The following is an 18,220-nucleotide window of genomic DNA, read 5'->3' as shown; positions in this document are numbered from 1 at the left end:
CTAGGGAGCACGCGCGATGGACCCGCGACTCACCTACCCAGGTGCAGTCAATCTGCTTCCGCTGAGGGTGCCAGTTTAGCGCAGAATGTCAACAAATCGTGCAAAAGATTGATGCCGCGAAAAGATGCGAGAGGTCGGCTGGCACCGACGCGGACGAACCCACAGAAAGCAAAGCCGCTTGCAGGCCGGAGAGCCCCCGGAAGCATACCCTCTGGCGGATGGGATCGCGCTCCTTCGCGTCTTTGCCAGCCAACCTCTCGCATCCTTGCGGATGCTCGCGATCGGCCGTTGGTCTTAGCCGCCTCCCTTCCGCCAGCCGACCTCTCGTCCATCCGCTCCCCATCGCATTCCCCATCGAATAGAGAGGATGGCTGGCACAAAGCGAGCAAAACCAATGCGAATGAGCTACTTACGAACAAATCTTTCCGTACGGATTGGACAATTTCTGCCAGCAGACCTCTCGCCTGCCTGCGTTCTCCGCAGGCTCCCCGCGAAACGCGTCCTGCAGCGAGAGGTTGGTTGGCACGGCATGCGGTCGAATGCACCATTCATCGTGCATTTCAGACGAAGGCTAGAGAGGTGCGCTGGCAGAAACGCTTGTCGCGGCGCGATTGTGCATCGTCTCCGGTGCATTTCTCACTGGGTCGAACCATAGAGAGGTTCCGTGGCACAGCACAGAGAGGTCGGCTGGCACACCCGAGAGGCGCGCTGGCAGCCCGCGAGACGTTGGCTGGCGCCCCGGCGAGAGGCCCGCATCCACGATCCGAGAGGTGCGCTGGCAGAGTTAGAGAGGTGCGCTGGCAAAGATCGATGGCTAACTTCTTATTGCTGAATTAGTTACTATTCCCCATAGTTTTTACCTGTCTTTACAGAAGATGTTTTTCTTATAGGATTCAACCAACATAGATCCGCCCGCTGCACCAGCATCCTATGCCGACCTTGCGCACTACATCTCGCAACAGCGCCAAAGCCCGTAAAGACGCGGTCTCTACGCTGATGCCGATCGCTGTTGATGTTGATCTGGTGCGGTTTGAAAAGAATCTGTTGCAGATCGGCTTCTTCGGCGCAAATGATGCGCGCGACAAGCACAAGACCTCGCGGCGCGTGGAGCAGATCGTCTTTCGCAACGGGCACAAGGTCAAGGTGGCGGCGGAGTTTCGCGGCTCCGAGCAGCTAGGCCTGCCGTCGACGACCGACCGCGACAAGTTCATCGCGCTGTTGAAGATCGTCCGCGAGGAGAGCGCTCGCACGGGACAGATTCAGAACCCGATCCGCTTCAGCGGCTACCGCATGATTCAGGAGCTGGGCCTTTCGCGCAACGGCGAGATCTACGAGGAGATCGTGCGCTGGGGCAAGCGCATGACCGACACGACCATCACCTCCGAGCAGGTGGTATACTTCGCGGCCAAGAAGGTCTATTCGGACGAGGTGCTGCACGTCTTCCGCACCTTTCGGCGCACCGGTTCGAGCAACCTGACGGGCGGCGAAAAGCAGGAGCACTACGAGGTCGTGCTTGAGGACTGGCTGATCGAGAACCTCAACCAGCGCTACGTCATTCCCGAGGACTTCAACGCCTACAAGCAACTCACGCGGCCGACCGCGAAGGGCATCTTCGGCTACCTGCATATGTGGTTTCACGCCAGCCAGGGCCGGGCGGTCGAGAAGGACTACGCCGAGCTCTGCAACCTGCTGAATGTGCAGGCGTATCCGCATCTTTCGAAGATCAAGAGCACGATGGGACTGGCGCTGAACGAGCTGGTGAACATCAAGTACATCGCCAAGTGGGACATCCAGCCGATGTCGACCAAGACCGGCTACAAGATCGTGCTGACGCCAGGGCAGGAGCTGTTGGACCTGCTCGCGAGCACGCGGTCGGATACGCGTCAGGATCGGCGTGAGCTGTCTGCGGCGGTTGCGATCGAGGCGAAAGAGACGCCGCTTGCGCTGGACAGGCAAGAGGCGGTTGACGCCCTGCTGCGGCTGGGCGTTCTGCCGGCGCGCGCGAGCCAGCTTGCAGCGGCTCATGATGCAGGCCAGATTCTGGATACGATCGAGTATCTCGAGTCGCAGATGACGGGTGCGACGCGGAATCGCGTGGACAATCCGGCTGGACTCGCGATCTATTCGATTGAGAACGGGCTGCCGATTCCGGCGGACTTCGTCACCAGCCGGCGCCGGCGCGAGCTGGCCGACAAGGCCACGCGTGGCCGTGCGCAGCGCGAGGAGTTGGTGAACGCCGAATCGGTCTATGAGGAGTGGGCCGAACGGCAGCGGCAGGCAGCGGTGGACGGGCGATATCCCGGCGCAAAGCTCGCGGCGAAGCTCGATGAGATCGTCGCGACGCGTGGCCGGACGGACGAGGCCTTTCGGCGCGTGCCGGCGAAGCAGCGGCGCGCGGTCGCCATGCAGATCGTCTCGAAGGAGATACGCGCGGAGCTGACGCTGCCGTCGTTCGAAGAGTGGCTGGTGACGAACACGCAGATGGGGCTGTTTTAGCTTTACCCGGCAAGCCGACGTGTAACAGCAGGTTCCCTTCGGGAATGACAAAGAAGAAAACAGACGACAACATCACTTTGAGTGTTTGTTATCTGCGGTTTTGGTGAGAGCAAGGCTTCAGCCATGCCGTTTCCGTGCTTCAGTCTTCAGCCGCTGGGGTACGGTTTCATTCCGGTTCGCCGGCGGTGTCCAGGAGCTGGGCAATCGCATCGTGATACGTGAGCTGATGCTTGTCGGCGTAGCGGACGAAGCGCTGGTAGAGCGACTCCGGCGCACGCACGGCGAGGAAGCGCGTGGGCTGCGCGGTGACCACCCGGCGACGGCGCGGCGGGGGCGCGGCGGGAGTGTTTTCGCGGCTGGTGAAGCCGGCGGCCTGGGCGACGCGGTCCATCTCGGCCAGCCGCGGCGGGCTGACCCGCGTGATGGGCGTGGGTTGGAAGGCGCGCGCGAGATCGAGCGGCTCCTCGGCTGCTTCAAGGTCGATGGGGTCGTCGGGGGTAAAGCCAAACTTTCCTGCGCTCATGCCTTGGCTCCCTTCTGGATCGCGGTGAGGGTTTCGAGCAGTTCATTCGCCAGCAGGCGGACGTTCTCCTCGGCGGCTGCGAGGTTGCCGACGCGCATCGCGCCCATCTCCTCGAGTGTCAGGCGTTCGCTGAAGACTGCCTTATAGGCCTGGCGCTCAGCAAGCGTGTTCTGGAAGCGTCCGATGCCGGCGGCGCGAATCTCCTCCTCCAACTGCCGCTGCATGGTCGAAACCGGCGCGCCCGGCGCGGGCGTGCGGGTCATCAGCACCTTATGCGGGATCGACCGGTTCGGGTTCGAGCGGCGGGCAAGGCGCTCCTCGCTGCGGACGGCGGTGATCGCCTTCTGGGCCTGGCGGACGTCGACCGCCGAGGCCTGAATGGGGATGATGACGAAGTCGGCGAAGGCGATGGAACGCGACACGAGCAGGCTGGCCGTGCCTTCGAGGTCGACGAAGACGAAGGCGTGGGTGCGGGCCTGCTCCTCGATGGCGTCCATGATGGTGTCTTCGCGGGCCTCGCCGACGACCTTGACGGCGGACTTCGATTCGCCGTGCGCGCGCCAGTCGGCGATGGGCTGGTTGGGGTCCGCATCGATGATGCAGGTGGTCGCGCCCCGGCTGGCGAGGTGCGTTGCGAGCAGGAGGGTGGTGGTGCTCTTGCCTGCTCCACCCTTTGGATTGGCGACTGCGATGACTGGCATGGTGGGCGCCTCGGTGTTTCTATATCGCTCTATTTATATCATGCGATAAAGCGATACATGAGATATATAGCTTGCGATATATCTCATGTATCTATATAAGGGCTTTGGCGCACTCTACCGGCCGATCTACATGGTCTTTCCAGACGAGATGCCAGTTTTGATATATCTCTAATATATCGCACAAGATATCGCACGCTATATCGCAGAAAACAGGGGAGTGCGAAACCGGATTGCGTTCTGGGAGCAACCAGGAACAAGCAACGACAAAAACGAGAGCAGATCCTTCACTACGTTCAGGATGACAGGCGCCTGGGGCGCGCCGTCCATCAAAAGGTAATCGGCTACATCGTAATCGGCTACATCTAGATAGCGCTACATCCGAACTGGGGCATGGGCGCGGGCGCATGCGCTGGGCGTGCTTCGACTGCGGCGTTTTGTTCCATGGGGATAGCTGCGCTCTTGCGCATTTATGGACGCGGCCCCGACAACCTGGAGGAGGCGCGCTCGACCAGCCTTGGCTGAAGGATGATTCGCTTTGGTTTGGCGGGCGCGCCGGCGGACAGCGCGCCGAGGATCAGCTTTGCAATCCGTCGTCCAATCTCCTGGCTGCTCTGGTCGATGCTGGTCAGGGTGACGTGGAGGCTGTCATCGAAGTGGTAGTTGCCGCAGCCAACGACTGCGATGTCGTCGGGGATGCGCAGACCCGACTCGAGCGCGGCAGACATGGCGCCGAGGGCGATGTTGTCGTTGAAGCAGAAGAGCGCGTCGGGCGGGGGTTGGAGGGCGAGCAGGCGTCTCATGGCGGCGTGGCCGGTGGCGCGGCCGTCGGTGTCGACCATCTCGGGCGCGACGACGTACATGTCGGGCAGTCCGGCGCCGTTGGCCGCGAGCGTCTCGCGGAAACCCTGTGCGCGGCTATCGCCCACGCTGTTGCGCGGGCCGCGGATGTGCGCGATCCGGCGCCGGCCGGTGGCGAGCAGGTGTTCGGCGGCGAGCTGACCGATCTTCAGGTCGTCCGCGCCGACAAAGCTGTTGGCGAAGCCGGGGAAGTAGCGGTCGAGCAGGATGAGCGGCGGCCCCTGGGCGGCGACCTCGCGCAGCGCGTCCGGCCGGTCCTGCGAGGAGGCGACGACGAGCGCGTCGAGCCGGTGCGCCAGCAGTTGCTCGATCACCTGCCGTTCGATCTCCGGATCGCCATCCGACGCGCAGACGATCAGGAAATAGTTCTGCCGGCGCAGGGCAAGCGAGAGGGAACGAGCGATCTCGGCAAAGAAGGGATGTACTAGATCCGGCACGATCAGGCCGACGAGCGAACTGCGGCCGGTGACCAGACTGCGCGCCATCAGGTTGGGCCGGTAGTTGAGCTCCTTGACGCGCTGCAGGACGCGCTCGCGCGTGGCGGCGGCGATGTCGGGGTGATTCCGCAACGCTTTGGATACGGTGACGATGGAGACGCCGAGATCCTCCGCGATGTCCTTCATGCGCACGGCCATGCGCAAACTATACAAGAGTTAATGTCGAGGCCTAAGATATGGCGGCTGGAGCGTTCTCCGGGCGCCGCGTCGGCGACGAGCAGGAACAATCGACCACAAATGCCGGGGTCGCTGGCTTCGCTCAGGAGGAAGCGCGGTTTGGGTGAGGCATGGAGAGCCTCTTTATAGATGGCCCATCAATCGGCGGGGAAATAATTCACATCGGAAAGAATTGCTCTATTGGTCTTCGGTGTGGAATGATGTTCGTGCATTGGAATGACGCAAGTTACAGGAGAGCTTCGCAAAATGGCACAGAGTGAACTGCACTTCCTCAAGGATCTTTGGGACGAATCAACCGCGGCGAAGCTGGATGGACCGGAGCTTCTGCGCTACCGTTCGAACCTGCTGGGATCCGACCTTCGCCTGACCAACTTCGGCGGCGGCAACACAAGCTCGAAGCTGGAGACGAAGGACCCGCTGGACGGCAAGGACAAGACCGTACTGTGGGTGAAGGGAAGCGGCGGCGACCTCGGCAGCATCAAGCGCGCGGGTTTTGCGACGCTTTATCTCGATAAGGTGCTGGCGCTCGAGAACGCCTACCAGGGCGTCGAGACCGAAGACAACATGGTCGGGATGTATCCGCTGTGTACGTTTGGCAACAACCCCGTCGCGGCCTCGATCGACACGCCGCTGCATGCGTATCTGCCGTTCCCGCACGTCGACCACCTGCACCCGGACTGGGGCATCGCGCTGGCGGCCTCGGCCAACGGCAAGATCAAGATGGAGGAGTTCAACGCGGAGTTCGGTCACAAGCTGGCGTGGCTGCCTTGGCAGCGTCCCGGCTTCGAGCTGGGCATGATGCTGCGCAAGATCGTCGCCGACACACCGGGTTGCGATGGCGTCGTTCTCGGCGGGCACGGCCTGTTTACGTGGGGCGAGACGCAGCGCGAGTGCTATCTGAACACCGTGACCATCGTCGACCAGATCGGCCAGTTCATCGAGCGTCATGCGAAGGTGGACGACTACAAGATGTTCGGCGGCAAGAAGACGGAGACGCGCGAGGATCGGGCTGAGATCGCCGCCAAGGTGTTCCCGTATCTGCGCGGCATTGTGAGCCGCAAGCAGCGCTGGATCGGCAGCTTCTCTGACCTGCCGAAGGTGCTGGACTTTGTGAATTCGGACGCCGCGAAGGCGCTGGCGCATCTGGGTACGAGCTGCCCGGACCACTTCATCCGCACGAAGATTCGTCCGATGTTCATCGACTGGAATCCGGCCGGCGACCCGAAGGAGATCAAGGAGCTGATCGAGGTTGGTCTCGAGACCTACCGCGCGGAGTATGCCGAGTACTACAAGGCGCACGCGCTGCCGGACTCTCCGGCGCTGCGTGACGCCAGCCCGACGGTCGTGCTGATCCCTGGCGTCGGCATGTTCAGCTTCGGCAAGAACAAGACCGAGGCCCGCATCACCGGCGAGTTCTACATCAACGCGATCGGCGTGATGCAGGGCGCGGGCGCGCTGGGCGGCAACACGGTCTGCCCGGACATTCCGCAGGCTGGTCCGGCGGCTCCTGCGTCGGCGTTCAAGATGCACCAGAACTACGTCGCTCTGCCGGCCAGCGAGGCCTTCCGGATCGAGTACTGGGCGTTGGAAGAGGCGAAGATTCGCCGTATGCCGGCTGAAAAAGAGCTGAGCCGCCGTGTGGTGCTGGTGGTCGGCGGCGGTTCGGGCATCGGACGCGAGGTTGCGCTGCTGGCGGCCGAGCGTGGCGCGCACATCGTCGTCGCGGACCGCGACACGAAGGGCGCCGAGGCCGTGGCTGAAGAGGCCAAGGCGATCGCGGGCAAGGAAGCGGTTACGTTCACCGCCATCGATATCCGCGACCGCAAGGCGATCAAGGCGGCTCTCGAGGCGACGATCAAGGCCTTCGGCGGTCTGGACATCCTCATCAACACGGCGGCGATCTTCCCGGCGCCTCCGGACGGCATCATCAACGAAGCTCTGTGGGCGCTGACGCTTGAAGTCAACGTGACCTCGAACTTCCTGCTGGCGGACGAGGCGAAGTGGTACTTCGACGAACAGGGTCTGGATGGCAGCATCGTGCTGACCAGCTCGGCGAATGCGGTTGTGGCCAAGCGCGGCAGCGAGGCGTACGACGTGAGCAAGGCGGCGCTGAGCCACCTCGTTCGCGAACTTGCGGTGTCGATGGCGCCGAAGACGCGCGTCAACGGCATCAGCCCGGCGACGGTGGTCAAGGGTTCGACGATGTTCCCGCGCGACCGCGTGCTTGCTTCGTTGAAGAAGTACAACCTGCCCTTCACCGAGACGATGAACGACGAGGAGCTGCGCGATGTGCTGGCGCACTTCTACGCCAAGCGCACGCTGACGCATGTGCCGATCGACCCGAAGGACAACGCGCAGGCGATCCTGTTCCTGGCGGGTCCGGCGGCGCGCGTCACCACCGGCCACATCATTCCGGTCGACGGAGGACTGGTCGAGGCGTTCCTGCGATGAAGAAGGCGCTCGAAAAGGCGCTTGCGCCGAAGGACGTGCGGGCGTCGATCGCGGTCGATCTCGGGGCGGAGAGCTGTCGTGTCTCGCTGCTGCGTTGGGAGGGAACGAGGCCGGTGATCACACTGGTGCATCGTTTTCCCAACGCGCCGCGGGAGCTCCCGGAGGAGCAGGGCGGCGGTCTGCGCTGGGATCTGTCGATGATCGTGCACGGTCTGGAGCACGGCCTGCGGCTCTGCGCCGGGCTGGCGACCGAGGGAGTGCGCTCCATCGCGGTCGACGGCTGGGCGGTGGACTACGTTCGCGTGGATGCAGATGGGGCGGCGCTGGCCGACCCCTTCTGCTACCGCGACGAACGCACGATCAAGGCCGAACGCTCGCTGCACCGCAAGGCCAGGCCGGAGCGGATGCGCGAGCTGACAGGCATCCAGTTGATGCGCATCAATACGCTCTATCAGCTTCATGCCGATGCGCTCGCGGAACTTCCGGAAGGCCAGCAGTGGCTGAACCTGCCGGAGTACATCCTGTCGCGATGGGGCGGCGCGCGCGTGGCGGAGTTTACGAACGCCACGCATACACAGTTGGTAGAGCTGCATAAGCGGCAGTGGTGCCGCGAGATCTTCTCGGCCGCGCAGTTGGATATGGCTTGCGCGCCGAAGCTGGTTCCGCCGGGAACCGAGGTCGGCAGGCTATCGGGACCGCTGGCGGAGCTGCCGGCGTTCGCGGATACGGTGCTGGTCGCGCCGGCGTGTCACGATACGGCGTCGGCGATTGCAGGCATCCCCGCGCAGGGCAACGACTGGGCGTACATCAGCTCGGGTACGTGGTCGCTGGTGGGTACGCTGCTGGAGCAGCCGCGCAACGGCCATGCGCCGAGCGCAGAGAACTTCACGAATCTGGGCGCGGTGGGCGACCGGGTCTGCTTTCACAAGAACGTCAACGGCATGTGGCTGATCAAGCAGTGCATGGAGCAGTGGGCGAGCGAGGGCACGGACTGGAACATCGTCGATCTGGTCGCGGCGGCGGAGAAGCTGCCCAGGCCGCACGATCTGCTCGATGTCGACGACCCCGAGCTGCTGCTGCCGGAGCGGATGCCGCAGCGGATCAACGCGCAGCGGGTGAAGCGCGGACATGATCCGTTGGATGAGAGCGCAAGCAATGCTCCGGCGTTTGCCAGTCTGATCTTCTATAGTCTCGCGGCGCGGTATGCGAAGGTGCTGGACCGCATCTCGCTGCATAGCGGCAAGCAGTTCAAGCGTCTGTTCATCGTCGGCGGGGCAAGCCAGAATCTGTTTTTGAACCGGCTGACGGCTGAGGCGACCGGATTGGAGGTCTTTCGCGGCGCGCCGGAGAGCTCGACGGTGGGGAACTTCGCCGTGCAGCTTGCGGCGCTCGAAGGCAGCCGGGATGCGATCACCGGGGTGTATGCGGAGCCGGTGGCGCGCTGGGCCGCGCTGATGGAAGGCGCGCTCGAGGCCGGGGCGAAGGGTTAGCATCCCGCCAAAGAGGTGTCATCCGAACGGAGTGAAGGATCTGCTTTTTCCCTGTGGCTGCAAAGCCGCTCCGGGCGAGAAGCAGGTCCTTCACTCCGTTCAGGATGACACCTCTTTGGGGTCGAAGTTCGTTTTATACTCAAGGGATGGCCGTACTACTCGACGCAATCAACATCAAGCGCAAGATGGTCTTTGAGCTTGAGAACACGCCCTACGTCTGCATGGGCTCCGACATCAGCACTCCGACCGCGCGCGGCGGACAGACGCTCGTTCGCCTGAAGATGCGCAACCTGCTGACCAACGCGGTCTTCGAAAAGACCTACAAGGCGGACGACAAGTTCAAGGAACCTGACCTTGTGCTGGTTCCGGCAAGCTACCTGTATAGCGATAATGACGGCGCGTACTTCCTGGACCAGGAGAGCTTCGAGACCCTGACCCTGACCGAAGAGCAGCTCGCCGACGCGATGGACTACCTGGTCGAAGGCACGATGGTGCAGATCAACAAGTACAACGGCAATCCGATCGGCGTGCAGCTTCCGATCTTCGTCGAGCTGGTGGTTGAGCAGACGGAGCCGGGCGGCAAGGGCGACTCTTCGAGCGGCAGCGGCACCAAGCCGGCGAAGATGGAGACCGGCCTCGAGATCAAGGTTCCGCTCTTCATCAAGGAAGGCGAGAAGCTGAAGATCAATACCGAACTGCGAGAGTTTGCGGGACGGGTCTAGTTCAGATTCGCTACAAGACAGCCGGCCGGTTCAGAATCCCTGAACGGCCGGCCTTTCTTATAACGCCGTTTGAAAGGCGAGGTTCAGCAGCTCCTGACCCTCGCGAACCTCCTGCTGGAGCACCGTGTGCGGGCGTCCGGCGTAGCGGCGCGTCGTCACGATGCCGCCGATGCCGGTCAGCAGCTCGGCCGACTGCACCACGCGCTGCCAGGGCACATGCGGGTCCGGGTCGCCGGAGCTGAGCAGGACCGGCGTACCGGCGAGATCGCCGCTGAGGGCGAGCGGCTCGTCGAGCGGGCCGATCAGGCCTCCTGTGTACGCCAGCAGGGCAGCGTATCGCCGGGGATTGCGACCCACGAACTCCGTCGACAGGCAGGCGCCCTGCGAGAAGCCGCAGAGTGCGACCCGCTCGGCGGGAATGCCTGCCGCCAGCGCCAGTTCGAGCGCCGCCTCCACCTGCGCCAGCGCCGACGAAAGGAACGGCTCGTTCTGCTCGCGCGGCGCGAGGAAGGAGTACGGATACCAGGTGTGTCCCGCCGCCTGCGGGGCGATCAGGGCGAGATTGCCGGGGGAGATGGCCGCGCCCAGACCGAGGATATCCTCGGCCGAGGCGCCGCGTCCGTGCAGCAGGATCAGGGCTCCGGCGGCCTTCGCCAGCGGAGCTCCTGCCTGCAGGATGGGCTGTGCTGCGTGTGGGTTCCGGTTCACTGGGCTGCCTCCGATTCCGATTCCGATTCCGATTCCGAAGTGCGGTTGAACTTGTGCAGCGTCAGCGGGGTGAGCCGCGCCTCGATGGCCGGGCGCTGCGGCTCGTACCACTCCGGGATGTGGAGCGCCTCGCCAAGGGCCTCCACCGGCTCGTCGATCAGGAAGCCCGGGGTGTCGGTCGCCATCTCGAAGAGCACGCCGCCCGGCTCGCGGAAGTAGATCGAGCGGAAGTAGGTGCGCTCCTGCACCGGCGTCACGCCGACCATGGGCGCGAGGGTCTCGCGCCAGGCGAGCTGGTCCTCGTCGCCTGTGTTGCGGAAGGCGATGTGATGCACGGTGCCCGCACCCATGCGGCTGGGCTCGGCGTCGCGGTCGATCAAGAGATCGACGACCCGGCCGAGCGCATCGCCCGCCGGGGAGAAGCGAACCCGGTCGCCCTCGCGTGCGATCTCCTTATATTGCATCACTTCAAGGACGCTGGCGGTCGGCTCCACGCGGCGCTCCAGCAGCGTAACGCCGTAGAAACCCTGCACGGCGTACGCGGCCGGAACGTCGGAGTAGCGCGGCGCGACGCCCGGTTGCGCCTCGGTGTTTTCGACCAGCTCCAGACCCATGCCGTCGGGATCGGCGAAGGCGATCACTGGCGAGCCGAAGCGCACGCTCTGCGCGAAATCGACCGAGTGCTTGCCCAACCTGTCGGTCCAGTAGGGAAGCGAGCCGGCCGGGATGGAAAAGGCAGTCGCGGCGACTTCGCCAGCGCCCAGACGGCCGCGTTTCGCGTGCGGCCACGGGAAGAAGGTGAGGATCGTGCCCGGCTTGCCGGTATCGTCGCCGAAGTAGAAGTGATATGTGCCCGGATCGTCGAAGTTGACGGTCTTCTTGACGAAGCGGAGGCCGAGGACCTCGGTGTAGAAGTCGAGGTTGCGCTGCGGGTTGGAGGCGATGGCGGTAACGTGGTGCAGACCTGCGATGGGCGTCTTCATGGTGTTCCTTTCGTACAAAACGGTTTGCGATATCGCTTGCGATATGCAGGAGAGAATTACCTTCTCGCGTGCGCCGCCGCTGCGTGCAGCCCAAGTTTCTTCAGGCTGGCGTAGGTCTGGCGCCTTTCGTCGTCGCCGAGCACGCTCATCAGAGCCTCGAACTCGGCCTTGTGGCTGGCGTAGATTCGCTCGATCAGCGCGCGGCCGTCTGGCGTCAGCTCCAGTTGGCGGGCGCGGCGATCCTGCTGGATGGAGCGGCGCACGATGCATCCCTTGCGCTCCAGCCGGTCCACGGCAGCGGTCATCGATCCGCTGGCGAGCAGGATTTTGCTTTGAATCTCCGTGATCGTCAGCGGCCCCTTGTGCAGCAGAGCCTCGAGGATCATGAAGTCGGTCAGGACCAACCCCGCCTCGGCGACGCTCTGCTCCACGTGCTCGGTGAGCGCCTTGGTGCAGCGAACCAGAACGATCCAAAGCTGGCCTGCGGTCGGTACATCGGTCATATGCGAAGCCTCCATCCGTCCGGCTGTGCTTATCCGGTCACATTCAGTAGATGAAGTATCTTTACATAAAGATTCTTTTGACGAGTTCTATCCGGTTTACCCCTGGGGTTTGAAACTTCCCGTTGCCCCAAGATAGGATGGTGGTCCCAACCAGGACGGTGAAGACGTATGCGGGTAAGCGCAGTTGTTATTGTAGGAAGATCGCTTGCAGCGTTCATGCTGGGAGCCTCGTGCGTCGCGGCCTGCTCTCAGTCGACAACAGAGGCTGAGGCCTGGGCGAACCCCGCGAGCTGGAGGTCCGTGAAGGTGACGGAGACGGACAACATCGTCTTCGCGACGGTCCCGCTCATCCACAATCCCAGCGCTGCCGCCTCTCCCGATCCCGGCGTGCCGAAGGGGATCCGCGAGCCTGTGCCGAACACGGGGCCGTCTGGAACGATCGACCTTCACCTTGACGTGTATCGGACGCCCTCGCCCAGACCGACGCCGGTCGTCGTTCAGATCCACGGCGGAGGCTGGCTGCGAGGCGATCGCCCCAGCTCATCGAGCAGCTTCGGTGGGTTCTTTGCCGCGGGCGCAAGCGTCGTAACCGTGCAGTATCGCAATGCGATCGACGCGCCAGCCCCGGCGGCGATCCAGGACGTTCGCTGCGCGCTGGCCTGGGTAAAGGCCAATGCCGGCAAGTACAACTTCGACCTGAACCGCGTGATCGTGTGGGGAGGCTCGGCTGGCGGACATCTGGCGCTGATGGCGGGCTATGCTCCCGCGTCGTTCAACCCGGCGGGATGCACCGATCAGCCGCCGGTCGCCGCCGTGCTCGACGATTATGGGCCTACCGACCTGGTCGCGGGTCTCAAGCAGCATGGCAGTACGGACTTTACCCATCAGTGGCTTGGCCTCGACCTGCCTCTGCCGGCGGCCTCGCCTGCTGCCGGTCGTCCGGCGGGCCAGCGCTGGCCCGAACCCAGTCCGGCGGTGCTTGCCCGCGCCAGGGAGATGTCGCCCCTCACGTACATTCGCCCAGGCCTTCCGCCCACCTTTATCGTCAACGGAGACAGTGACCGCACCGTAGATCCCACACAATCTGCGGAGTTGAAGAAGGCTCTCGATGCCGCTCACATTCCGAATGGGCAGGATGTCATTGCCGGGGGTGGGCATGGCGGCTTTTCGACGGAGGAGTCGGAGAAGGCCATGCTCCTGAGCTTGAAGTTCCTCAAGGCCAATGGGGCGATCGACTGACGACGCTCCAGCGCGCCGATGAGACGGAACGATTCTTATCGGACAAAAGGTTTCAAGCGATACGGCAGACATCTCTAACATGACCGGGTTGCCGGGTTTGACTAATGTTGTATTGTCAGCGGTGGGTTTCCGCACGAAAGTAACCAGTGTGAGCATCTTTCTGGGTACCCAAAGTTCTACGACACGCATCCTCCGCATCGCTGTTGCGTTGCTTGGCACGTTCTTTCTTGTCCAGTTCATCAGTCTGTATCTCAGTTGGCCGAAGCAGATTGTGCTGGGCGGCATCAGCATTGCGCTGGCGCTGGTGTTGAACCGCGGTTCGAAGTCTCATGCGATCACAATCTCGTTAATGCTGTTCTCGCTAGCCGCCACGCTCCGTTATGGGTGGTGGCGTATCCACACGATCGTGCAGTTCTTCGGGGACGAATCCAACGACCATTGGACGATCGACTCGTTCCTCATGCTGCTGCTGCTCTCCGCCGAGGCGTATACGATCCTGATCATGGTGCTGGGCTTCATGCAGACCAGCTCTCCGCTTCGTCGCAAGCCTATTCCTCTGCCCGCCGATGAAGACCTTTGGCCGCACGTCGATGTGCTGATCCCGACTTATAATGAGCCGCTCTCGCTGGTGCGTTATACGGCGCTTGCAGCCATCAACATCGACTATCCGCCGGAGAAGCTCCATGTCTACATCCTCGACGACGGCACGCGCGAGAGCTTCCGCAGCTTCGCCGAAGAGGCCGGCGTGGGTTACGTCGTACGCTCGAAGCACGATCACGCCAAGGCCGGCAATATCAACCACGCGCTTACGAAGATGAACTCGCCGCTGGTGACGATCTTCGATTGCGACCACGTGCCCACGCGCAGCTTTCTGCAGGTCACCGTCGGCTGGTTCCTCGCCGAACAGAAGCTGGCGATGCTGCAGACGCCTCACTTCTTCTACTCGCCCGATCCCTTCGAGCGCAACCTGCTGCAATACAAGTCCATCCCCAACGAAGGGGAGCTCTTCTACGGCGTTATCCAGGACGGCAACGACCTGTGGAACGCAACCTTCTTCTGCGGGTCCTGCGCGGTGATCCGGCGCGCCGCGCTGAACGAGGTCGGCGGAATTGCCACCGAGACCGTGACGGAGGACGCGCATACCTCGTTGCGCATGCAGAAGAAGGGTTGGAATACGGCCTACATCAATCTTCCGCAGGCCGCGGGCCTCGCCACCGAGACCCTTGCGGCGCATGTCGGCCAGCGCATTCGCTGGGCCCGCGGCATGATCCAGATCCTGCGCACGGATAACCCGATGCTGGCCTCCGGCATGAAGTTCACGCAGCGTCTCTGCTACTTCAACGCGATGCTGCACTTCATGTACGCCGTGCCAAGGCTTATCTTCCTGCTCGCACCGCTGGTTTACATGCTTGGCGGACGCACGATCATCCCCGGTTACTGGGTCGCCATTCTCGCCTATGCGATGCCGCACCTGGTCATCTCGAGCATCACGAACTCGCGCGTGCAGGGCAAGCATCGGCACTCCTTTTGGAACGAGATCTACGAGACGGTGCTGGCGCCTTACATCCTCATGCCGACCCTGCTCGCGCTCATCAATCCCAAGCTGGGCAAGTTCAATGTCACGGACAAAGGCAGCACGCTGAGCGAGACGACCTTCGACCGGCACATCGCCGCGCCGACCACCTGGCTGCTCTTTCTCAACTTCCTCGGTCTTTGCGCGGCGCCTTACCGCCTGCTGGTCACGGACCCCACGCATCCCGGAACGGTGCTCAGCAATCTGCTCTGGATCTGCTTCAACATGGTCATCCTCGGCGTGGCGGCGGCGGTGGCGAACGAGCAGATGCAGCGGCGCAGCTCCGTCCGTATTCCCGCGCATATCAAGGTGAATTTGCACGGCGCGGACGGCGAGACGGTCTCCGGCACGACACAGGACATCTCCGTCGGCGGAACTGCCCTGCGCATGGACAATCCAGCCCGCTTCACCCTCGGCGAGATGATCCAGATCGCCTTCCCCGAACAGACCGGCGACGACGATACCGACTGCCGTGTCAACGCAAAGGTCGTCGGCCTGCGCGACGATTCCATCCGGCTGCAGTTCGAGGCGCACAGCATCGCGCAGCAGGAGACTCTCACGCGCGCCATCTATTCTCGCGCCGATTCATGGATCGGCAACCGTGCGCAGATCGAGGTCGACCGGCCGCTGGTCAGTCTGGCCCGCGTCATCCGGCTCTCGTTCACCGGATTCAACCAGGTGCTGCGCGGCCTGCTGCCAAGAAGAAAGAAGAAGACCGCAGCCGCGTTGGCGACCGCGTCGCTCCTGCTTGCGCTTCTGGCGACGGTCAACCTGTTGGGGCAGTCGCCAGCCAGCCAGATTCCGGGCGCCCAGATTCCCGGCGCGCAGACGGCGCCGGCGCCAGCCATCGATGCGGCGCCGCTACCCGCACAGCCGGTTGCGGCCGCGTCCGCCGCGACGCCGCAGAAGACAGTGCGTCAGCGCATCACTCTCTTTACGCCCGCGACCGCGCCCGTCGCCGCGGAGGCAGCCAATTATGCGATCACGTTCAAGGATACCGGCGTCCACAATGCGGTCGAGATGCACGGGCCTCACTCGTATCAGTCGGTCGGCCTGGTCCTGCCCCACTCGCTGGTCCCACGCCAGGCGACGCTGAACCTGACCTATCACTTCAGCCCCGACCTGCTGCCCGGAAGCGGCACGATCAAGATTTCGCTCAACAACACCCCCATCGCCGAGATCGATGCGCCGGAGGAGCGTCAGAAGCCGGGCGAGTACGGCTTTGTCGCCCTGCCCATCCCGGCGGCCCTGCTCATCCGCTCCAACGAGATCACCTTCGAGTTCACCGGCGGCACGCTGCTGCAGTCCGAGGCCAGCGCACGCGCGAACGTCCTCGCCAACATCGGCGCCAGCTCCACCCTGCTGATCGCGGCGGACCGCATTCCCTTCAAGAACGACCTGAGCCTGCTGCCGCAGCCGATTTTCGATGCGGATCTGCAGACGACGACCACCATTCCGTTCGTCTTCCTGGCGCCACCCTCGCCACGGATGTTGCAGGCCGCCGGCGTCGTCGCCTCGTGGCTGGGCATCCAGGCCAGCAGCAAGCCGATTCGTTTTTCGGTGAGCGTCGGCCACATCCCGTCGGGAAACGTCATCGTCTTCGCCGGCGATGGCGCGACCCTGCCGCCGGATCTGCATATCCCCCAGGCCGGCGGTTCGCTCAACATCAAGGCCAATCCATCCGATCCGGAGGGAAGCGCTCTGATCCTTGCCGGACAGGACGATGAGCAGTTGTTGAACGTCGCGCGCGCGCTCTCTTTGATGGCCGTCGCCCACCTGCAGCCGGGCGAGACCACGCCGCGTCTCGGCGAGTCGGTCGCCATCGGCGCCTTTCCCCTGCCTGCGGAGCGCCAGCCCGACGATGCGCCGCGCTGGCTCACGACCAGCCATCTCACCTCGCTCTGGGAGCTCAGCTCCCAGCAGGCGCTGACGTCGGATGGCAGCCATCCGCTGCCGGTCTATCTTCGTGTCCCGCCCGATCTGCACTATGGCGAGAAGCAGAATCTCGACCTGAAGCTCACCTACCGGTATAACGCGTTGCCGCTGGCGGCGGGGTCGTTCCTGCGCGTCTTCGCCAATGGGACGCTGATCAACGAGGCGCCGCTGCAGCCGGGCGCCGACTTCTCCGACCGGCAGCGGTCCGTGATCCTGCCCGTGGCCGCCATGCGGCCCTTCGGCAATACCTTTCTCTTCAACTTCGACTTTGTCCCCGCCAATCCGGGCGCCGGAAACAAGGACGCTTCGAGTGCGCTCTCGGGCGCGATTCTGCGCAACTCCTACGTCGATCTGCGCGGCCTCGCCCACTGGGCCGCCATGCCGAATCTGGAACTCCTCGCCAACGCGGGCTTTCCGTTTACCCGGAGAGCGGATCTGGCCGACACCACGATCGTCGTCCCCACCACGCCCACGGCCGGTGAGATCGCGCTGTTTCTTTACCTCATGAGCCACTGCGGCGCCCAGACCGGCTATCCGGCGCTGCGCGTCGAGGTCGCCGGCCCGGACGCCGTGATGCGCTCCGGCCGCGACTATCTCATCCTGGGCGGCACATCCGATCAGCCAGCCTTCAACGCGATCGAAAACGTACTGCCCGTCACCTACGACGCCAACGGAGTCCACGTCCAGCAGACCACCGGCACGCTCCAGACACTTCGCGCATACTGGCAGCGGCTGATCGGCAACGACTCCGCGAACCATCGGCCGTCGAATATCGGCGGCATCCCCGACCTGGTCCTCGAAGGGATCCAGTCGCCCTTCTCCGCAGGCAACTCCATCGTGGTGGTCGCCATGCGCAACGACGAAGCCGCGGACCGTTTCGCGGATGTGTTTCTGGAACGCTCGCAATCGAGCGACATCTCGCAGTCCGTCAGCCTGCTCCGCGATGGACGCTTCTCCTCTTACACGATGGACACGCCTGTCTACCACGTCGGAGATATCGCGGCCTATCCTCTGCTGCGCATCTGGCTCGCGGAACACGTCTGGCTGCTGCTCTTTGTCGTCGGGGCTTTCAGTCTCGTGCTGGCTACCTACATCCGCGACTATCTCGCACTGCTGGCGGAAGAACGGCTGCGGGTCGTATCCGTGCGATAGCGGCTGGCGAGCCGGCAACCCCGCGTTATAGCGGATTACCTTTAGGCCTCAATCAGCAGCCCACAAATGCCTGTCATCCTGAGCGTAGTGAAGGACCTGCTTTGGGCTTTTGTCGTTGCTTGTTCATGCTCCCGTCAAAGGCGAAAACAAGCAACAGCAAGAACAAACGCAGGTCCTTCGGCTACGCTCAGGATGACACACAGTTGGGGCTG

Annotated in this window: 12 protein-coding genes; 6 read left to right on the top strand and 6 right to left on the bottom strand. The window is 63.4% G+C overall.

Annotated features, from left to right (window positions below):
* Positions 1-996 precede the first annotated feature (996 nt).
* Positions 997-2,496, top strand: a complete 1,500-nt coding sequence (locus CHB87_RS19160; RefSeq protein WP_176441863.1) for a replication initiator protein A — start codon at positions 997-999, stop codon at positions 2,494-2,496.
* A 166-nt stretch (positions 2,497-2,662) separates the two neighbouring features.
* On the opposite strand, the gene CHB87_RS19155 is transcribed toward CHB87_RS19160, so the two are convergent.
* The 3 genes from CHB87_RS19155 to CHB87_RS19145 form a co-directional block, all read right to left on the bottom strand.
* Positions 2,663-3,019, bottom strand: coding sequence for a hypothetical protein (locus tag CHB87_RS19155; RefSeq protein WP_089410062.1), 357 nt, complete (start codon positions 3,017-3,019; stop codon positions 2,663-2,665).
* Entirely contained in the window at positions 3,016-3,720 is a 705-nt protein-coding gene (locus CHB87_RS19150; protein ID WP_089410061.1) for a ParA family protein, read from the bottom strand. The genes CHB87_RS19155 and CHB87_RS19150 overlap by 4 nt, the downstream gene beginning before the upstream one ends.
* Positions 3,721-4,187: 467 nt before the next feature.
* A complete protein-coding gene (locus CHB87_RS19145; RefSeq protein WP_089410060.1) occupies positions 4,188-5,213 on the bottom strand; it encodes a LacI family DNA-binding transcriptional regulator in 1,026 nt (341 codons plus the stop codon).
* Positions 5,214-5,498: 285 nt separating this feature from the next.
* On the opposite strand from CHB87_RS19145, the gene CHB87_RS19140 reads away from it, so the two are divergent.
* The 3 genes from CHB87_RS19140 (at position 5,499) to efp (ending at position 9,915) form a co-directional block, all read left to right on the top strand.
* Complete coding sequence (locus tag CHB87_RS19140; protein ID WP_089410059.1) at positions 5,499-7,703, top strand: bifunctional rhamnulose-1-phosphate aldolase/short-chain dehydrogenase; 2,205 nt, start codon at positions 5,499-5,501, stop codon at positions 7,701-7,703.
* On the top strand, positions 7,700-9,193 hold the full coding sequence (locus CHB87_RS19135; protein WP_089410058.1) for a rhamnulokinase: 1,494 nt from the start codon (positions 7,700-7,702) through the stop codon (positions 9,191-9,193). Before CHB87_RS19140 ends, CHB87_RS19135 begins: the two co-directional genes overlap by 4 nt.
* A 146-nt stretch (positions 9,194-9,339) precedes the next feature.
* Positions 9,340-9,915 (top strand): elongation factor P, encoded by a 576-nt coding sequence (gene efp, locus CHB87_RS19130; protein ID WP_089410057.1) that lies wholly within the window; start codon positions 9,340-9,342, stop codon positions 9,913-9,915.
* 57 nt (positions 9,916-9,972) lie between these two features.
* Here efp and CHB87_RS19125 read toward each other — a convergent pair whose 3' ends face one another.
* Genes CHB87_RS19125 through CHB87_RS19115 form a run of 3 tightly spaced genes read right to left on the bottom strand, consistent with a single transcriptional unit; the run spans position 9,973 to position 12,109 of the window.
* A complete protein-coding gene (locus CHB87_RS19125) occupies positions 9,973-10,623 on the bottom strand; it encodes an alpha/beta hydrolase (RefSeq protein WP_089410056.1) in 651 nt (216 codons plus the stop codon).
* Complete coding sequence (locus tag CHB87_RS19120) at positions 10,620-11,606, bottom strand: ring-cleaving dioxygenase (RefSeq protein ID WP_089410055.1); 987 nt, start codon at positions 11,604-11,606, stop codon at positions 10,620-10,622. The genes CHB87_RS19125 and CHB87_RS19120 overlap by 4 nt, the downstream gene beginning before the upstream one ends.
* 56 nt (positions 11,607-11,662) lie before the next feature.
* Complete coding sequence (locus tag CHB87_RS19115; RefSeq protein WP_245818100.1) at positions 11,663-12,109, bottom strand: MarR family winged helix-turn-helix transcriptional regulator; 447 nt, start codon at positions 12,107-12,109, stop codon at positions 11,663-11,665.
* 300 nt (positions 12,110-12,409) lie between these two features.
* Here CHB87_RS19115 and CHB87_RS19110 point away from each other — a divergent pair, with 300 nt between their 5' ends.
* Both CHB87_RS19110 and bcsA read left to right on the top strand, forming a co-directional pair.
* Entirely contained in the window at positions 12,410-13,348 is a 939-nt protein-coding gene (locus CHB87_RS19110; RefSeq protein ID WP_176441862.1) for an alpha/beta hydrolase, read from the top strand.
* A gap of 148 nt (positions 13,349-13,496) precedes the next feature.
* Complete coding sequence (gene bcsA, locus CHB87_RS19105; RefSeq protein WP_245818098.1) at positions 13,497-18,008, top strand: UDP-forming cellulose synthase catalytic subunit; 4,512 nt, start codon at positions 13,497-13,499, stop codon at positions 18,006-18,008.
* The last annotated feature ends 212 nt before the right edge of the window (positions 18,009-18,220 follow it).

The sequence above is a fragment of the Granulicella rosea genome (assembly GCF_900188085.1).
GTDB classification, from domain to species: domain Bacteria; phylum Acidobacteriota; class Terriglobia; order Terriglobales; family Acidobacteriaceae; genus Edaphobacter; species Edaphobacter rosea.
Note: the sequence above shows the minus strand (reverse complement) of the source record. Positions and strands in the feature narration are given on the sequence as shown.